The following is an 18,153-nucleotide window of genomic DNA, read 5'->3' as shown; positions in this document are numbered from 1 at the left end:
GATTGGTATCTAGAAAGGGGCATAGTGATGGAAAAGCAAAAAACTTTTCATGTCGCTGTAGTTGGAGCAACCGGCGCAGTTGGTGAACAAATGTTAAATACTTTAGAGAAACGAGAATTTCCAATCGGGAAATTAACGTTACTTTCATCTAAACGATCTGCAGGTAAGAAACTTGTATTTAAAGGCGAAGAATTTACAGTTCAAGAGGCAACTCCTGAAAGCTTTGAAGGAGTAGATATTGCACTATTTAGTGCTGGTGGATCTGTATCGAAACAATTAGCGCCAGAAGCAGCAAAACGCGGTGCGATTGTTGTTGATAATACAAGTGCATTCCGTATGACAGAAAACGTGCCACTTGTTGTACCTGAAGTAAATGAAAACGACTTAAAAGAACATAATGGTATTATTGCAAATCCAAACTGTTCTACAATTCAAATGGTAGTAGCTCTTGAGCCAGTTCGTCAGCAATATGGTTTAAAACGAGTAATCGTTTCCACATATCAAGCTGTATCAGGTGCTGGTGCGGCAGCTATTGAAGAACTGCATGAACAATCACAAGCAATCTTAAATGGCGAAGAAGTTAAGGCAAATGTTCTTCCTGTATCAGGTGATAAGAAGCATTTCCCAATTGCTTTTAATGCGATTCCACAGATTGATAAATTCCAAGATAATGGATTTACGTTTGAAGAAATGAAAATGATTAACGAAACGAAAAAAATTATGCATATGCCTGAATTAGAAGTAGCGGCAACATGTGTACGTTTACCAGTTGTATCAGGACACTCTGAGTCTGTTTACATCGAAGTAGAAAAAGAAGGCGTAACAGTAGCAGAATTAAAGAGCTTACTTGCAAATGCGGAAGGTATTGTTCTACAAGATAATCCAGAAGAGCAGTTATATCCAATGCCAGCTACTGCAGTAGGTAAAAACGAAGTATTCGTTGGAAGAATCCGTAAAGATTTAAATAACGATAAAGGATTCCATCTTTGGGTCGTATCTGATAACTTATTAAAAGGCGCTGCATGGAATTCTGTTCAAATTGCAGAGCGCTTAGTAAAATTACAATTAGTGTAAACGGCTAAGAGAAGGTGCAAAATATGAAAATAATTGTTCAAAAATTTGGTGGCACATCAGTACGTGATGACAATGGACGTAAGCATGCGCTTCATCATATAAAAAAATCATTAGCTGCTGGTTATAAAGTAGTTACTGTCGTATCTGCTATGGGCCGTAAAGGTGAACCATATGCAACGGATACGTTATTAAGTCTTGTAAATCAAGAGGAATCTACTATTTCTAAGCGTGAGCAAGATTTATTATTATCGTGTGGAGAGTTAATCTCTGCAATTGTTTTCTCTAATATGTTGAATGAGAACGGTATAAAAGCAGCAGCATTAAATGGTGCACAAGCTGGTTTTGTAACGAATGATGACTTTACGAATGCAAAGATTATTGAAATGAATTGCGATCGTATACATGAAGAGTTAGAAAATGTAGATGTAATCGTCGTTACAGGATTCCAGGGACAAACGAAAAAAGGTGATACGACAACACTTGGACGCGGAGGTAGTGATACTTCAGCTTCAGCATTAGGTGTTGCACTTCATGCTGAATACATCGATATATTCACTGATGTAGAAGGTGTTATGACTGCGGATCCTCGTATTGTAAAAGATGCACGTCATCTTCAAACTGTAACGTATAACGAAATTTGTAACATGGCTTATCAAGGTGCGAAAGTCGTTCATCCACGTGCAGTTGAAATTGCGATGCATGCAAAAGTGCCACTTCGTGTACGTTCTACGTATTCTGATAGTGAAGGTACGCTTATTTCAGCATATGACGGTGCTACAAGAGGTCGTGATGTAGAAGAACGTCCTGTTACAGGCATTGCCCACGTATCAAACGTAACGCAAATTAAAGTGCTTGCAAAAGAAACGGCATATGATTTGCAACAACATGTGTTTAAAGAGATGGCGAACGAAGGAATAAGTGTTGATTTAATTAATATTTCACCTACTGGCGTAGCATATACGGTGAGTGATAATGTATCAAGTCATGCAGTTAAATTATTACAGAACCTTGGATATGAGCCAATTGTGACAGAACATTGTGCGAAAGTATCTATCGTTGGGGCTGGAATGGCAGGATACCCAGGGGTTACTGCGAAAATCGTTACAGCTTTAGCGGAAAAAGGTATTCAAATCCTGCAATCGGCAGATAGTCATACAACAATTTGGGTTCTTGTAAAAGAAACTGATTTAGTGGAGGCTGTAAATGCATTACATAGTGCGTTTGAGCTTTCAAAAGAAAAGCAACTGGAACAATAAGGAGTGAGACCATGATAGATTTTGGGACAATTGCAACCGCGATGGTAACACCGTTTGATATAAACGGGAATATCGATTTTGCAAAGACAACGAAATTGGTAAATTATTTAATTGATAACGGTACAACAGCAATCGTGGTAGGAGGAACGACAGGAGAATCTCCTACATTAACTTCAGAAGAGAAAGTAGCGTTATATCGCCATGTCGTATCTGTTGTCGATAAAAGAGTGCCCGTAATCGCTGGAACAGGTAGCAATAATACGCATGCTTCTATTGACTTAACTAAAAAGGCAACAGAAGTTGGTGTGGATGCAGTAATGCTAGTAGCACCGTATTATAACAAACCGAGTCAAGAAGGAATGTATCAGCATTTTAAAGCAATTGCTGAAAGCACGCCGCTTCCGGTTATGCTATATAACGTTCCAGGACGATCTATTGTACAAATCTCCGTTGATACAGTTGTTCGTTTATCAGAAATAGAAAACATTGTTGCTATTAAAGATGCCGGCGGCGATGTGTTAACAATGACAGAAATCATTGAAAAAACAGCGGACGACTTTGCGGTATACAGCGGTGATGACGGTTTAACGTTACCAGCTATGGCAGTTGGAGCGAAAGGTATCGTTTCGGTAGCCTCTCATGTTATCGGAAACGAAATGCAAGAAATGATTACAGCATTTCAAACAGGAGAATTTAAGAAGGCACAAAAATTACATCAATTACTTGTAAGAGTAACTGATTCATTATTTATGGCGCCAAGTCCAACTCCAGTAAAAACAGCGTTACAAATGGTTGGATTAGATGTAGGTTCTGTACGTTTACCACTTCTTCCATTAACAGAAGAAGAAAGAGTAACGTTACAATCTGTAATGCAATCTATCCCTCGTTAATAAAAAATGACCTAGTGTAGAACTAGGTCATTTTTTACTATATGCAAATCTTTTCCTCTTTTTCTTACTTATATGTGTTCTTATAAGAATATTAATCGCTTCTTCATTATGTGTATAAGAAAATAATCGTACCCCTTTAACTGAGTCAAAAAATGATAGATATTATGGCATAAACGTAATAAACTACGGTGTCTGTTTTTAGAGAAATCCCCTCAAATGTGACGTAATTCATAAAAAAACTCCATTTTGTAAGTGTTTTTGTTGGATTCTAGAAAAATAAATCTTGAAACTCCCTATTATGAAATGAATTTAGCGTATGTATGGCTAGTTCTTCAAAATAATATGGAGTATAAAATCGGAGTAAATATAAAGGAAATACGTTCGATACTTTTGTTGTCATTCCGTTCTTTTCCTCTTTCTTTCGCACGATTTAACTTGTGTTCTATTTCTTGTATCAGGTATAATATGGCTAAGTAGCTTAGTACGGGTATGCTTAGCAAAATTGGGAAAAATTATAATTTAATTAAATTTTCATATCATATCGAATAAGATATTTGATTTATATAATGAAAGAGAGGTGAAACCTGGTTTAAAAAATAAACAAGGACATGATATCGCATAACGGTAAGGACATTCGTCTTGGACGGTGAAAATATGGTGGTTGTAGAGTTTCCCCTGGTGTCTCTGCAATTTTAGTGAAATCAGTGTTTGCAAGATTTTTAAACCAGGCAACAACATGAAGAGAAAAGAGAATGAGTCTGTTAAAGTATTTGCTCTTGGTGGAGTAGGTGAAATCGGGAAAAACATGTACTGTGTTGAAATTGATTCTGAAATCTTTATCGTAGATGCAGGGTTAATGTTCCCGGGAGATGAAATGTTTGGAATTGATATCGTTATTCCTGATATTACATATTTAGTGGAAAATCAAGAGCGAGTAAAAGGTTTATTTATTACTCACGGTCATGAAGATCATATTGGTGGAATTGTGTATGTACTTCGTAAATTATCTATTCCAGTCTATGCAACGAAATTAACAGTAGGACTTATACAAGAAAAACTTGGTGAAGCGGGCATGTTAGGCCGTGTAGACCTAAAAACAATCGATTCAAATTCAACAGTAGAATTTAACACTACAACGGTGTCATTCTTCGGAACGACACATAGTATTCCGGATTCTGTTGGCGTTTGTTTCCATACATCAAAAGGTGCAGTCGTATATACGGGAGACTTTAAATTCGATCAAACTCCAATTGGAAATAGTGGAGCAGACCTTGGTAAAATGGCACAAATCGGAAATGAAGGCGTACTTTGCTTATTATCTGATAGTACAAACGCAGAGCGCCCAGGCTATACAGGTTCAGAAAAAGAAGTTGGTGTAGAAATCTCTAAAGTGTTCTACGGCGCAGAAGGTCGCATTATCGTTGCTTCATTTGCATCGAATGTACATCGTATTCAACAAGTATTTGATGCAGCTGCTGAAACAGGGCGAAAAGTAGCAGTAGTAGGACGTAGTATGGTGAAAGTAGTAGACATTGCAAGACGTCTTGGTTATTTAGATGTTCCAGAAGGTATGGTTATTTCATTACAAGAAGTAGACAACTTCCCAGAGAAAAAGGTAGCTATTTTAACGACAGGTAGTCAAGGTGAACCGATGGCTGCTCTATCTAGAATGGCAAAACAAGCGCATAAACAAATTTCAATTCGTAAAGGTGATACTGTTATCATTGCTGCTTCGCCAATTCCGGGTAATGAAATATCTGTATCAAAAATTATTGATTTGTTATTTAGAGCTGGAGCTGAAGTTGTTTATTACGGCGAACGAAAAGTTCACGTGTCAGGTCACGGTAGCCAAGAAGAATTAAAATTAATGTTAAATTTAATGAAACCAAAGTACTTTGTACCCGTACATGGTGAGTTCCGTATGCAAAAAGCACATGCATATTTAGCTGAAGATGTAGGTATTACAAGAGAAAATATCTTTATCGTAGAAAAAGGCGATGTAATTGCTTTTGGTGACGATGAAGCAAACTTAGTCGGTAAAGTACAAGCTGGTAATGTTTTAATTGATGGATTAGGTGTAGGTGACGTTGGTAATATCGTTCTTCGAGATAGAAAGATGTTATCTCAAGATGGAATACTAGTAGTTGTTGTAACGCTTGGTAAAGATGAAAAGAAAATTATCTCTGGCCCAGAAATCATTTCACGTGGTTTCGTATATGTTCGTGAATCAGAAGCGTTAATTGAACGATCTACAGAGATTGTACGTATGATTGTTGAGCAGTCAATTAAAGAATATTCAATTGAATGGTCAATGTTAAAACAAAATATTCGTGAATTATTAGGACAGTTCTTGTACGAAGAGACAAAGAGAAAACCTATGATTTTACCGATTATTATGGAAGTATAAAAAGATCACCCTTATGGGTGATCTTTTTTCTTTTTAACCCTATCGAATGAAATTTATAACTTAAGAAATAATAGTTATATACGAGTGAAAGGGGATGCGAAATGACAGAACGTGATCGATATACAAATGAAGAAAAAGAAGCTGAGCCAAAAGAAGCTGGAAAAGAGGCTTCAATAGTTGAAAAAATTCAACAGCTTGGACAGACAAATGTACCACAGATGAATGAATCACGTATTCATTGTTTAACGATTATCGGACAAGTGGAAGGTCATGTTCAATTACCACCGCAAAATAAAACAACAAAATATGAGCATATCATTCCGCAAATTGTTGCGATTGAACAAAATCCAAAAATTGAAGGTTTGCTTTTAATATTAAATACAGTTGGAGGTGACGTTGAAGCTGGGCTAGCAATTTCTGAAATGGTAGCTTCACTTTCAAAACCAACAGTATCTCTAGTTTTAGGTGGGGGACATTCCATCGGTGTACCGATTGCTGTTTCTACTGACTATTCGTTTATTGCGGAAACTGCGACGATGACAATTCATCCAATTCGTTTAACAGGTCTTGTCATAGGTGTGCCACAAACATTTGAGTATTTGGATAAGATGCAAGAAAGAGTCATTCGTTTTGTGACGAAGCACTCGAAAGTAACAGAAGATCGTTTTAAAGAGCTTATGTTTGCGAAAGGAAATTTAACGCGAGATATTGGGACGAATGTAATTGGTGGGGATGCAGTAAAGTACGGTCTTATAGATGATGTCGGCGGTATTGGAAATGCGATTCGAAAATTAAACGAATTAATAGATGTTCGTGCGGAAGATAGTACAGAAGGGACAATGCTACAATGATTTTATATACAATTATGCCAGAGCAACTTGTGTATCCGGTCGATTATTCACAATGTGAAAGTCAAAAAGTTGTAAATATAAATGGTGTGGAATTAATGGTTTCTGAAGAGGAACATGGATGTTATTCTATTGTACGTGTGCTAAGTACGGACCCACTTCACTATTTAGAGTTTGAGCCCGGTCAGAAAATAACCTTTTAGCAAAAAGAAGGATTTTGTTTAGAAGCTATGGTATAATATAAAAAACAAGACGGTTGAGCAGCCATGAGTAGGCTGCTTTCTTCTGTTTATTTAGCATTTTACAAGAAGTGTAAAAATAGAAGATATAAAGACCAGAAAAATAGAGAAAACAGACATATAAATAGAGCGTTTTGAAGGGAGCTTTACTTATATGTAGAACACGAGGTGAAGAAATGGCAAAACAAAAGCAAAGAGGGACGAAGGCAAAGGCAAGACGTACGATAAAGCCAACTTTGTATTATGAAATCGTCGGTTTAACTCTTTTTGCACTTTCAATCATTACGATTTTACAGCTAGGCGTTGTAGGGAAATCGTTTGTGTTATTTTTTCGCTTCTTCTTTGGTGAGTGGTACATAATTGGTGTGTTAGGTGTAATAGCTTTATCGGTTTCCTTTGTTATAAAACGCGGATGGCCGAACCTTTTAAATAAACGATTAATTGGATTTTATTTAATTGTATTGGCGATATTAATGTTTAGTCATATTACATTATTTAACCTTCTTACAAAAGATGGAGCAGTGCAAAATACTTCTGTTATTGTGAGTACGAAAGATAACTTCTTTCTTGAAATGAAAAAGGGGCCAGATAGCGTTCATTTAGGTGGTGGTATGTTTGGTGCGCTTATGTTCGCAACATGTTACTTCTTATTTGACGAAGTAGGAGCTTATATCATTGGTATTATTCTAGTTATTCTCGGTATACTTTGTATAACAAATAAGCATATTGGAGAAGTGTTAGCTCCAGTTGGTAGAATTCTTAGAAGTCAGTTTCAAGTGATGCAAGGGGATTATAAAGATTGGAGAGCCAAAAGAACGGCTGAACAAACAGAAAAGAAAAAAACAACAAGAAGCACAAGAAGCAAACGTGCTGCAGAACAAGAAGAAATTATTGAGCCGATGGAAGAAATCTCAATTGATCCTCCGATTATTTCGAATTTCACTGAGAATTATCCTGTAAATGAAGAAGAGGATAAACGAATCGAAGTAGAGCAAGAAGAGTTGATCACTTCACCGTTTATTGAAGAGACTCCGCCAATTGAAGAACCAAAGAAAAAGCGTGGAGAAAAAATTGTTGAATCGTTAGAGAGTGAAGCGCAAGCACCTCCTATTCAATTTTCAAATGTAGAAAATAAAGATTACAAGCTTCCTTCACTTGATATATTAAAATTTCCAAAGAATAAGCAAGTTACAAATGAAAATGCGGAAATTTATGAGAATGCTCGTAAATTAGAACGTACATTCCAAAGTTTCGGAGTGAAAGCGAAAGTAACAAAAGTGCATAGAGGTCCTGCAGTTACAAAATATGAAGTGTATCCTGATATGGGGGTAAAGGTAAGCAAAATTGTCAGTTTAAGTGATGATTTAGCCCTTGCTTTAGCTGCAAAGGACATTCGTATTGAAGCGCCAATTCCCGGGAAATCAGCTGTAGGGATCGAAGTTCCAAACTCAGAAGTTTCGATGGTAACGCTGAGGGAAGTTCTTGACTCTAAGGCTAATAATCATCCGGAAGAGAAGTTGTTAATTGGTCTTGGCCGAGATATTACAGGTGAAGCTGTATTAGCCCGGCTAAATAAAATGCCTCATTTACTCGTAGCTGGTGCGACAGGTAGCGGGAAAAGTGTATGTATTAACGGTATTATTGTTAGTATTTTAATGCGTGCAAAACCACATGAAGTAAAATTAATGATGATTGACCCGAAAATGGTAGAGCTAAATGTATATAACGGTGTGCCTCATTTGTTAACGCCAGTTGTAACTGATCCGAAAAAAGCATCGCAAGCATTGAAAAAAGTTGTGAGTGAAATGGAACGTCGTTATGAATTGTTTGCTCATAGTGGTACACGTAACATTGAAGGATACAACGATTATATAAAAGAGCATAATAGTCAATCAGAAGCGAAACAACCCGAATTACCTTATATTGTAGTAATTGTGGACGAGTTAGCAGATTTAATGATGGTTGCTTCGTCTGATGTAGAGGATGCGATTATGCGTCTAGCGCAAATGGCTCGTGCTGCTGGTATTCATTTAATTATTGCAACGCAACGTCCGTCAGTTGACGTTATTACAGGTGTTATTAAAGCAAATATTCCATCACGTATTGCATTCGCTGTATCTTCTCAAACAGATTCTCGTACAATTCTTGACGGTGGTGGTGCAGAGAAGCTACTAGGTCGTGGAGACATGCTGTTTATACCAATTGGTGCATCGAAACCTGTACGTGTACAAGGCGCATTTTTATCAGATGATGAAGTTGAGAGAGTTGTAGAATATGTTATTGGACAGCAAAAAGCACAATATCAAGAAGATATGATTCCGCAAGATGTTCCTGATACGAAGCAGGAAGTAGAAGATGAATTATATGATGAAGCGGTTCAACTTGTAGTGGAAATGCAAACAGCATCTGTTTCTATGTTACAACGTAGGTTTAGAGTAGGTTATACGCGAGCTGCTCGCCTAATTGATGCAATGGAAATGAATGGTGTAGTAGGTCCGTATGAAGGGAGTAAACCGAGAGAAGTACTCATTAATGATGTACAAGAAAAAAGTTCTTAAAAAAAGCCTAATTGTTTTTACAATTAGGCTTTTTTATATAGTGTTTTTGTTATATACTATACTCAGCGATAAAGAAAGGGCTTACATTTAGGGGTGCCCTTTAGAATACGAATACTTTGAGTATGTTTTATGTAAATGTTCGATATTTAATGCAGAAAAATGTTAGATTTTGTTGACACGTATGAGAGCAAGTGGTAAGATTACTTCGAAAAGAATCACTGCCTCATATAATCTTGGAGATAAGGTCCATAAGTTTCTACCTGGCAACCATGAATTGCTAGACTATGAGGGGAAAAGTGTGTAACAAAGGATGTAAAGGATCTTTGTGCCGAACTTTTTCTCGAAATGAGGAATGTTTATGGTGCAAAGTTTTTTTTATGCAATAAAGAGTGAAAATTTTATTTTAAAAAATTATTATTATTTATTCGACAATTACACTTATTTTGGTGTTTAGTCATTTGTACTATGTTGTAAGTTGAAAAAAGAGAAAAGAAGTCTTACATCAGAGGTCGAATAATTGAAATGCGGGGGAGTCTTATGTCAGTAAAATCTGATAGTCGTCACCTATATCTACGGGTGATTGATCACATCAAAGAAAAAATTAAAGATGGCGCTTATAAAGAACGACAAAAGTTACCATCAGAGTTTGATTTAGCGAAAGAACTTGGCGTAAGTAGAGCGACTTTAAGGGAAGCGTTGCGTATTTTAGAAGAAGAAAATGTTGTCATTCGTAGACATGGTGTAGGGACATTTGTAAATGCAAAGCCATTATTTTCTTCTGGAATAGAACAACTTTCTAGTATTACAGATATGATTTCTAGTGTGGGGAAAACACCAGGAACAATCTTTTTATCATCATCTACTACAACTTTAACAGAAGAGGAAAAAGAGAAGTTTAATAGTGAAGATGGTTTTAATGCAGTGATGATTGAACGCGTGCGTACAGCAGATGGGGAACCTGTTGTGTATTGTATCGATAAACTTGCAAAAGAAATATTGCCAGACTTATCGGGTTACAATGAGGAATCATTATTAACGGTGATACATAATAACACGCATAAGCGCATAACATATGCGGTTGCTCACATTGAGCCAATTGGCTATCACCCTAAAATCTCACCAATTTTAGAATGTGAGCCTGAAACAGCACTGCTTGTATTAAAACAAATGCACTATGATCAAAATGATGAGCCAATCTTATATTCTATCAATTACTTTAGAGCTGATAAATTTAGCTTCCACGTATTAAGAAAGCGTATGTAGGTAAATTCCTTTTTAGGGAGGTGACAGCAAGAAGTAAGGAACAGCAGCGTAAGAATAAATAAATATATATCATTTTTGGAGGGGTTTCTAGTATGAAGAAAAAAGCAGGCCTTTTATTATCATTAACTTTAGCAGCAAGTACAGTTTTAGGTGCATGTGGTAACTCGGATAAGGCGAGCAGTGACAAGAAAGACACGAAAGACAATAAAGACTTCAAGGTTGGTCTCGTAACGGATGTTGGGGGCGTTGATGATAAGTCATTTAACCAATCTTCTTGGGAAGGGTTACAAAAGTTTGGTAAAGATAATGGTTTAAAAGAAAAGACAAATTATCGTTACCTTCAGTCTGAAAAAGAAGCTGATTATATTCCGAATTTAAAAAAATTCTCAAAAGATAAATATGATTTAACATTCGGAATTGGTTATAAATTAGAAGGTGCAATTAAAGAAGTAGCAAAAGAATCTTCAAAACAACAATTTGCAATCGTAGATACTGTTGTAGATGCACCGAACGTAACGAGTATTACGTTTAAAGATCATGAAGGATCATTCCTTGTAGGTGCGGTAGCAGCTATGTCAACAAAATCGAATAAAGTAGGATTTGTTGGTGGAATGAAAAGTGATTTAATTAGTAAATTTGAAAATGGATTTAAAGCTGGTGCAAAGGCAGTAAATCCAAACATTGAAATCGTATCTGAATATGCAGAAGCATTCGATAAGCCTGAAAAAGGTACAGTTCTTGCTTCAGCAATGTATGGTCAAGGCGTAGACGTAATTTATCATGCTGCTGGTGGTACAGGTAACGGTGTGTTCACAGAAGCGAAAAACCGTAAGAAAAAAGGTGAAAATGTTTGGGTAATCGGTGTTGACCGTGACCAACATCAAGAAGGTATGCCTGAAAATGTAACATTAACTTCAATGATTAAACGTGTTGATGTAGCAGTAGAAAAAGTAGCTAAAGAAGCAAAAGATGGGAATTTAAAAGGCGGGAAAATTGAAGAGTTTGGCTTAAAAGATGACGGTATTGGTATTTCAAAAACAACTGATAACGTGAAAAAAGTTAACCCTGAAATTTTAACAAAAGTAGAAGAGCTTGAAAAGAAAATTACAGCCGGTGAAATTAAAGTGCCAGCTACAGATAAAGAGTATAAAGAATATGAAGCTTCTCTAAAAAAATAAATAGAGAAATAGCAAAGGTTAGTTCATAGAACTAACCTTTGTATGTATAAAACTTCCGAATTGCTTAATAAGTTAATAGTGTAATAGGGAATGTTCCCTGTTAAAAGGAGGAACACAATGGAATACGTAATTGAGATGAATAACATTACGAAAGTATTCCCAGGCATTGTAGCGAATGATGATATTACGCTGCAAGTAAAGCAGGGTGAGATACATGCTTTACTTGGAGAAAATGGTGCAGGGAAATCCACATTGATGAATGTACTATTTGGTTTGTACCAACCAGAGCAGGGTGAAATTAAAATTAAAGGTAAACCTGTAAAAATCACAAATCCGAATATAGCAAATGACCTTGGTATTGGAATGGTCCATCAACACTTTATGCTTGTTCATAATTTTACAGTTACAGAGAATATTATTCTCGGAAATGAACCGAAGAAAAAAGGGAAAATTGCTGTTGAGGAAGCTGCTAAAGAAATTCAAAAACTGTCTGAACAATACGGTTTATCTGTAGATCCATATGCGAAAATACAGGATATTTCAGTTGGTATGCAGCAGCGTGTTGAGATTTTGAAAACTCTTTACCGCGGTGCAGAAATTTTAATATTTGATGAACCAACAGCTGTGTTAACACCGCAAGAAATTCATGAGCTAATTCAAATTATGAAAAAGCTTGTGCAAGAAGGAAAATCTATTGTTCTTATTACACATAAGTTGAAAGAAATTATGGAAGTTTGCGATCGTTGTACGATTATTCGTAAAGGAAAAGGGATTGGAACGGTTGACGTTGCAAATACGGATGAAAATAAACTTGCAGAATTAATGGTCGGACGTCAAGTGAATTTTAAAACAGAAAAAATAGACGCGAAGCCAAAAGAAGAGGTACTTTCAATTGCAAACCTTGTTGTTCACGATGCACGTCAACTACCTGCTGTAAAAGGCCTTGACTTAACTGTTCGTGCGGGGGAAATTGTTGGGATTGCAGGGATTGATGGAAACGGACAAAGTGAATTAATAGAAGCAATTACTGGTTTACGAAAAGTTGAGTCAGGTTCTATTGCAATTAAAGGAAAAGAAATAACAAATTGGCCTGTTAGAAGAATAACAGAAGAAGGAATTGGTCATATTCCAGAAGATCGTCATAAACACGGACTCGTTCTTGATTTTTCTGTTAGAGATAATATAGTTCTGCAAACGTATTATAAAAATCCATTTTCAAAGAAAGGGATTTTAAATTTCAGCAAAATTACAGAAAAAGCAAAGGCTCTTATTGAACAGTTTGATGTGCGTACACCTAGTGAGCAAACGTTAGCACGCGCTCTATCTGGGGGGAATCAACAAAAAGCAATTATTGCACGTGAAGTAGACCGAAATCCAGATTTATTAATTGCGGCACAGCCAACACGTGGTTTAGATGTAGGAGCAATTGAATTTATTCATAAGAGATTAATAGAGCAAAGGGATAAAGGAAAAGGTGTATTACTTTTATCATTAGAGTTAGATGAAATCTTAAATGTTAGCGATCGAATTGCTGTTATTTATGAAGGGGAAATTGTAGCAATAGTTGATGCGAAAGAAACGAATGAACAACAGCTTGGATTGTTAATGGCTGGAGGAACAAAGAAGGAGCAGGTGGGTACAAATGGCTAAAAAGCTTTTAACAGAACGAACGATAAATATTTTAGTCCCAGTACTATCCGTTATTTTCGGCTTACTTGTAGGAGCGATTGTAATGCTAGTTAGTGGCTATGATCCAATTGTTGGTTATAGTGCACTTTGGACAGGAATGTTCGGCAGCGCAAGTGCGATTGGTGAAACGCTTCGTACAATGATACCGCTTATTCTTGCTGGCTTATCGGTGGCGTTTGCATTTCGTACAGGTTTATTTAATATCGGGGTAGAGGGTCAATTGTTAGTTGGTTGGCTTGCAGCGGTTTGGTTCGGTTATGCAGTCTCACTACCAGCTTTCCTTCATATTCCATTATCTATTTTATTTGCAGCATTGGTGGGCGGAATTTGGGGCTTCATTCCGGGATATTTAAAAGGGAAGTTTCAAGTGAATGAAGTTATTGTAACTATTATGATGAACTATATCGCTTTGTATGTAACGTATGACATCATTAAGCGTTTCTTACATGCGGGTAATGACAAAACGTATGATATTAAAGAGAGTGCGTCACTATCTTCAGACTGGCTTGCTTCTATTACTGATGGTTCACGTCTACACTGGGGAATTATTGTAGCAATTTTAATCGCTATTTTAATGTGGTTCTTATTAGATCGAACAACTTTAGGTTACGAATTAAAGTCAGTAGGATTTAATCAGCATGCTTCTCAATATGCAGGTATGAAAGTTTCTCGTAATGTAGTATTCTCCATGACAATTGCTGGTGCATTTGCGGGGATTGGTGGAGCGATGGAAGGGTTAGGGACATTCCAGAGTATGACAGCGATGTCTTCGTTTACAGGAGTAGGATTTGATGGGATTGCCGTAGCATTACTTGGAGGGAATAATCCGTTTGGTATAATCCTTTCAGCTTTATTATTTGGTGGTTTGAAAAGTGCTTCCCCTCAAATGAACTTTGAGGCAGATGTACCGTCAGAGCTTATTAATGTAATTATTGCATGTATCATCTTCTTTGTTGCATGTAGTTATGTGTTAAGATGGGCGCTTACACGCATGAGCAAGGAGGGGAAATAAATGAGCTTTTTAGATATATTAGCCATTCTTGTGACGGGTACGTTATATACATCGGCACCTATCATTTTCACAGCACTAGGTGGTGTATTTAGTGAACGATCGGGTGTTGTAAACATCGGATTAGAAGGACTAATGCTATTTGGTGCATTTATTGGAGTCGTTACAAACTTATTAATGGGTGATACTTGGGGAACGATGACTCCGTGGATTGCGTTACTATTTGCGGCAATTGGTAGTGGGTTATTTGCATTACTTCATGCGGTAGCTTCTATTACATTCCGAGCAGATCAAGTTGTAAGTGGTGTAGCCATTAACTTCTTATCTCTTGGTTTAACAGTATTTGCAATTAAGAAGATTTTTGATAAAGGGCAGACTGACTTTATTCAGTATCGTATTGAAAAGATTGATATTCCAGGCCTTTCGGATATTCCGGTTTTAGGGAAAATATTTTTCTCGAACGTACCAATAACGTCATATATTGCCATTATTTTAGCATTCGTTGTTTGGTATGTTATTTATAAAACACCGTTCGGTCTTCGTCTACGTGCTGTTGGTGAACACCCAATGGCAGCGGATACGATGGGGATTAACGTATATAAAATGCGCTATATTGGAGTCTGTATTTCAGGAGTGTTTGCTGGAATTGGTGGAGCGATTTTTGCAATGTCAATTTCTAATAACTTCTCAGGGGCAACTATTACAGGACAAGGTTTCTTAGCTTTAGCTGCTATGATTTTTGGAAAGTGGAATCCACTAGGCGCACTAGGTGCAGCTCTATTCTTTGGTTTTGCGCAATCTCTAAGTGTAACGGGCGGAACAATCCCTGTATTAGATCAAATTCCAAGTGTTTTATTAACGATATTACCATATATATTCACAATATTAGCGCTTGTCGGTTTTGTAGGTCGTTCTGAAGCTCCGAAAGCTTTAGGAACTCCTTATGAAAAAGGAAAACGATAAGTATTTTATAAGTATAAAAAAGCTCGCACATTAGTGTGGGCTTTTTTACATAGAATATATTTAATACGGAATTTTACTATGTTCCTTACATATTAAAGTTTTTAGAAAGAATCATATGTAAGCATAATAAGGGAGAAAAGTTGATTTTTTATTTCTAAAAACTGTATATTGAAGAGGAATATTCCTATATACGTAAAGGAGGGCTATAAATGAAACTAATGGAACAACAACTACATGAGTTAGGTGGTTTGCGCGTACATATTATTCCGACTGATAAATATAAAACGAATACCTTTGTATTTCGTTTTAAAGCGCCTTTAAATGAGGAGACGGTGACAGAGCGTGCCCTATTGCCATACGTATTGCAAAGTGCGACAGAAAAATTACCTTCTGTAATTCGTCTTCGTCAATATTTAGAAGAATTATACGGATCTTCTTTAGCGGTAGATGTAAGTAAAAAAGGGGAAGACCATATTATCTCCATTTATGTAGACATTGCAAATGAAGTTTATTTACATGATGCACCACCGTTATTTGAAAAAGCGCTTTCTATGTTGTCAGATATTGTGTTACATCCAGCAACGGAGGGGAACGGTTTCCTATCTTCTATCGTAGAAAGTGAAAAAAGAGCACTGTTACAGAGAATTGAAGCTACTTATGATGATAAAATGCGTTATGCAAACGAGCGTTTAATTGAAGAAATGTGCAAAGTAGAACCGTATCGTTTAAGTGCAAATGGAAAAAAAGAGAGTGTTATGTCTATTACAAATGAAAGTTTGTATCAATATTATCAAAAGGTGTTAGCGGAAGATGAAATGGATCTATATATTATTGGTGATATTTCAGAAAACGCCGTTGATCTTGTAAGTAAGTATTTTTCTATTTCAACTCGTCCAGTGAGAGAAAGAAATGTACTCCTTCATAGACGAAATAATGAAGAAAAAGAAGTTGTTGAAAAACAAGAATTAAAACAAAGTAAATTACACATCGGTTATCGTACATTTGTCACATATAAAGATGAAGATTATTTTGCATTGCAATTGTTCAATGGATTGTTTGGTGGCTTTTCTCATTCGAAGTTATTCGTAAATGTGCGTGAAAAAAATAGTTTAGCGTACTATGCAGCATCGCGCTTTGAAAGTCATAAAGGTTTATTATTTGTTATGTCAGGAATCGAAGCGAAAAATTATGAAAAAGCAGTTGAGATTATTAAAGAACAAATGCTTGCGATGCAAAACGGAGAGTTTTCTGAAGAAGAAATACATCAAACAAAAAGTGTCATCCAAAATCAAATATTAGAGGCAATTGATACACCACGTGGCTTTGTAGAAATGCTATATCATGGTATTATTTCAGATCGTACACGTCCAGTTGAAGAATGGCTTACAGGTATAGAAAGTGTGACGAAAGAAGAAATTGTAAAAGTTGCTAAAAATATTGAACTAGATACAATTTACTTTTTACAAGGAACGGAGGGAGAGTAAATGGAGAAAATTGTTTATGAGCAATTAAAAGAAACACTCTATTATGAAAAACTTCCTAATGGATTAGATGTATATGTTTTACCGAAACAAGGATTTAATAAAACATTTGCGACGTTTACGACGAAATATGGTTCTGTAGATAATACATTTGTACCATTAGGGAAAGAAGAAATGATTCGTGTGCCTGATGGAATTGCACATTTTCTTGAGCATAAATTATTTGAAAAAGAAGATCACGATGCTTTCCAATTGTTTAGTAAACAAGGAGCATCGGCAAATGCTTTTACATCCTTTACACGAACAGCTTACCTTTTTTCATGTACTTCAAACGTAGAACAAAATTTAAATACATTGCTAAACTTCGTGCAAGAGCCTTATTTCTCTGAAAAAACGGTTGAAAAAGAGAAGGGGATAATTGGGCAAGAAATTCAAATGTATCAAGATAACCCAGATTGGCGTTTGTACTTCGGGTTAATTGATAGCTTGTTTGTAAAACACCCAATTAAAATTGATATTGCAGGGACAATCGAATCTATTAGTAAAATTACGAAAGATTTATTGTATGAATGTTATGAAACATTTTATCATCCGAGCAATATGTTATTATTTGTTGTGGGTGCAATTGATCCAGAGAAAACAATGGATTTAGTACGTGAAAATCAAGCGAAAAAAGATTATAAAAACCAGCCAGAAATTGTGCGTTCATTTGAAGAAGAACCAAATGAGGTAAATGAAAAGAAAAAAATTATTTCAATGCCTGTGCAAACACCGAAATGTTTAGTTGGTATTAAAGCGACTAATTTAAAGGAAAAGGGGCAAGCGCTTTTAAAACAAGAAATTGCGCTTACGTTACTCTTAGATTATTTATTTGGGAAAAGTTCTGTTCATTACGAAACTTTATATAATGAAGGGCTTATTGATGATTCATTCTCGTATGACTATACAGAAGAAAATAACTTCGGTTTTGCAATGGTTGGCGGTGATACGAAACAACCTGATGAATTGGCAAATCGTTTAAAAGATATTTTATTAAAAACAGATTATGATCAATTAGATGCGGCGGCATTAGAACGAGTGAAGAAAAAGAAAATTGGTGGTTTTTTACGCTCGTTGAATTCACCAGAATATATTGCAAATCAATTTACACGATACGCGTTTAATGAATCTAGCCTATTTGACGCATTGACTGTATTAGAAGGACTAACCGTTCAAGACTTACAAGAAGTAGCGAAATTATTGTTATCAGAAGACAAAATGAGTATTTGTCAGGTGTTACCGAAAAAATAAAATTAAAA

The 18,153-nt window shown here is 36.1% G+C and carries 14 protein-coding genes and 1 riboswitch; all 14 genes read left to right on the top strand.

Annotation, left to right across the window (positions count from 1 at the left end; genetic code table 11):
• Window positions 1-27 precede the first annotated feature (27 nt).
• Window positions 28-1,074 carry an aspartate-semialdehyde dehydrogenase gene (gene asd, locus C3Y97_RS19205; RefSeq protein ID WP_000414846.1) on the top strand — a complete coding sequence of 349 codons (1,047 nt, stop codon included), beginning with the start codon at window positions 28-30 and terminating at the stop codon, window positions 1,072-1,074.
• Between the two features lie 23 nt (window positions 1,075-1,097).
• Window positions 1,098-2,330, top strand: coding sequence for an aspartate kinase (dapG, locus tag C3Y97_RS19200; RefSeq protein ID WP_000692451.1), 1,233 nt, complete (start codon window positions 1,098-1,100; stop codon window positions 2,328-2,330).
• Between the two features lie 11 nt (window positions 2,331-2,341).
• Window positions 2,342-3,220, top strand: coding sequence for a 4-hydroxy-tetrahydrodipicolinate synthase (gene dapA, locus C3Y97_RS19195; RefSeq protein ID WP_000564765.1), 879 nt, complete (start codon window positions 2,342-2,344; stop codon window positions 3,218-3,220).
• Window positions 3,221-3,956: 736 nt separating this feature from the next.
• Window positions 3,957-5,627 carry a ribonuclease J gene (locus tag C3Y97_RS19190; protein WP_000823096.1) on the top strand — a complete coding sequence of 557 codons (1,671 nt, stop codon included), beginning with the start codon at window positions 3,957-3,959 and terminating at the stop codon, window positions 5,625-5,627.
• A gap of 101 nt (window positions 5,628-5,728) precedes the next feature.
• A complete protein-coding gene (gene tepA, locus C3Y97_RS19185; protein WP_000139806.1) occupies window positions 5,729-6,478 on the top strand; it encodes a translocation-enhancing protein TepA in 750 nt (249 codons plus the stop codon).
• Window positions 6,475-6,678 (top strand): YlzJ-like family protein, encoded by a 204-nt coding sequence (locus tag C3Y97_RS19180; RefSeq protein ID WP_000605036.1) that lies wholly within the window; start codon window positions 6,475-6,477, stop codon window positions 6,676-6,678. Before tepA ends, C3Y97_RS19180 begins: the two co-directional genes overlap by 4 nt.
• Before the next feature lie 212 nt (window positions 6,679-6,890).
• The gene (locus tag C3Y97_RS19175) at window positions 6,891-9,272 is read left to right on the top strand and encodes a DNA translocase FtsK (RefSeq protein ID WP_001118779.1); all 2,382 of its coding nucleotides are present in this window, start codon (window positions 6,891-6,893) and stop codon (window positions 9,270-9,272) included.
• A 203-nt stretch (window positions 9,273-9,475) separates the two neighbouring features.
• Window positions 9,476-9,577: riboswitch (purine riboswitch) on the top strand.
• Between the two features lie 232 nt (window positions 9,578-9,809).
• The gene (locus tag C3Y97_RS19165) at window positions 9,810-10,535 is read left to right on the top strand and encodes a GntR family transcriptional regulator (protein WP_000114182.1); all 726 of its coding nucleotides are present in this window, start codon (window positions 9,810-9,812) and stop codon (window positions 10,533-10,535) included.
• 92 nt (window positions 10,536-10,627) lie between these two features.
• Complete coding sequence (locus tag C3Y97_RS19160) at window positions 10,628-11,713, top strand: BMP family lipoprotein (RefSeq protein WP_000725771.1); 1,086 nt, start codon at window positions 10,628-10,630, stop codon at window positions 11,711-11,713.
• A gap of 117 nt (window positions 11,714-11,830) precedes the next feature.
• Window positions 11,831-13,363 carry an ABC transporter ATP-binding protein gene (locus C3Y97_RS19155; RefSeq protein ID WP_000456914.1) on the top strand — a complete coding sequence of 511 codons (1,533 nt, stop codon included), beginning with the start codon at window positions 11,831-11,833 and terminating at the stop codon, window positions 13,361-13,363.
• The gene (locus C3Y97_RS19150; protein WP_001085254.1) at window positions 13,356-14,414 is read left to right on the top strand and encodes an ABC transporter permease; all 1,059 of its coding nucleotides are present in this window, start codon (window positions 13,356-13,358) and stop codon (window positions 14,412-14,414) included. The genes C3Y97_RS19155 and C3Y97_RS19150 overlap by 8 nt, the downstream gene beginning before the upstream one ends.
• The gene (locus C3Y97_RS19145) at window positions 14,415-15,374 is read left to right on the top strand and encodes an ABC transporter permease (RefSeq protein ID WP_000008856.1); all 960 of its coding nucleotides are present in this window, start codon (window positions 14,415-14,417) and stop codon (window positions 15,372-15,374) included.
• 209 nt (window positions 15,375-15,583) lie between these two features.
• Window positions 15,584-16,858 carry an EF-P 5-aminopentanol modification-associated protein YfmF gene (gene yfmF / locus C3Y97_RS19140; RefSeq protein ID WP_000772418.1) on the top strand — a complete coding sequence of 425 codons (1,275 nt, stop codon included), beginning with the start codon at window positions 15,584-15,586 and terminating at the stop codon, window positions 16,856-16,858.
• Window positions 16,859-18,145, top strand: a complete 1,287-nt coding sequence (gene yfmH / locus C3Y97_RS19135) for an EF-P 5-aminopentanol modification-associated protein YfmH (RefSeq protein ID WP_000411976.1) — start codon at window positions 16,859-16,861, stop codon at window positions 18,143-18,145.
• Window positions 18,146-18,153 lie beyond the last annotated feature (8 nt).

It is taken from the genome of Bacillus sp. DU-106, from assembly GCF_004799705.1.
In the GTDB taxonomy this organism is placed as follows: Bacteria; Bacillota; Bacilli; order Bacillales; family Bacillaceae_G; genus Bacillus_A; species Bacillus_A cereus.
This window is presented reverse-complemented; position numbering and strand designations above follow the sequence as displayed.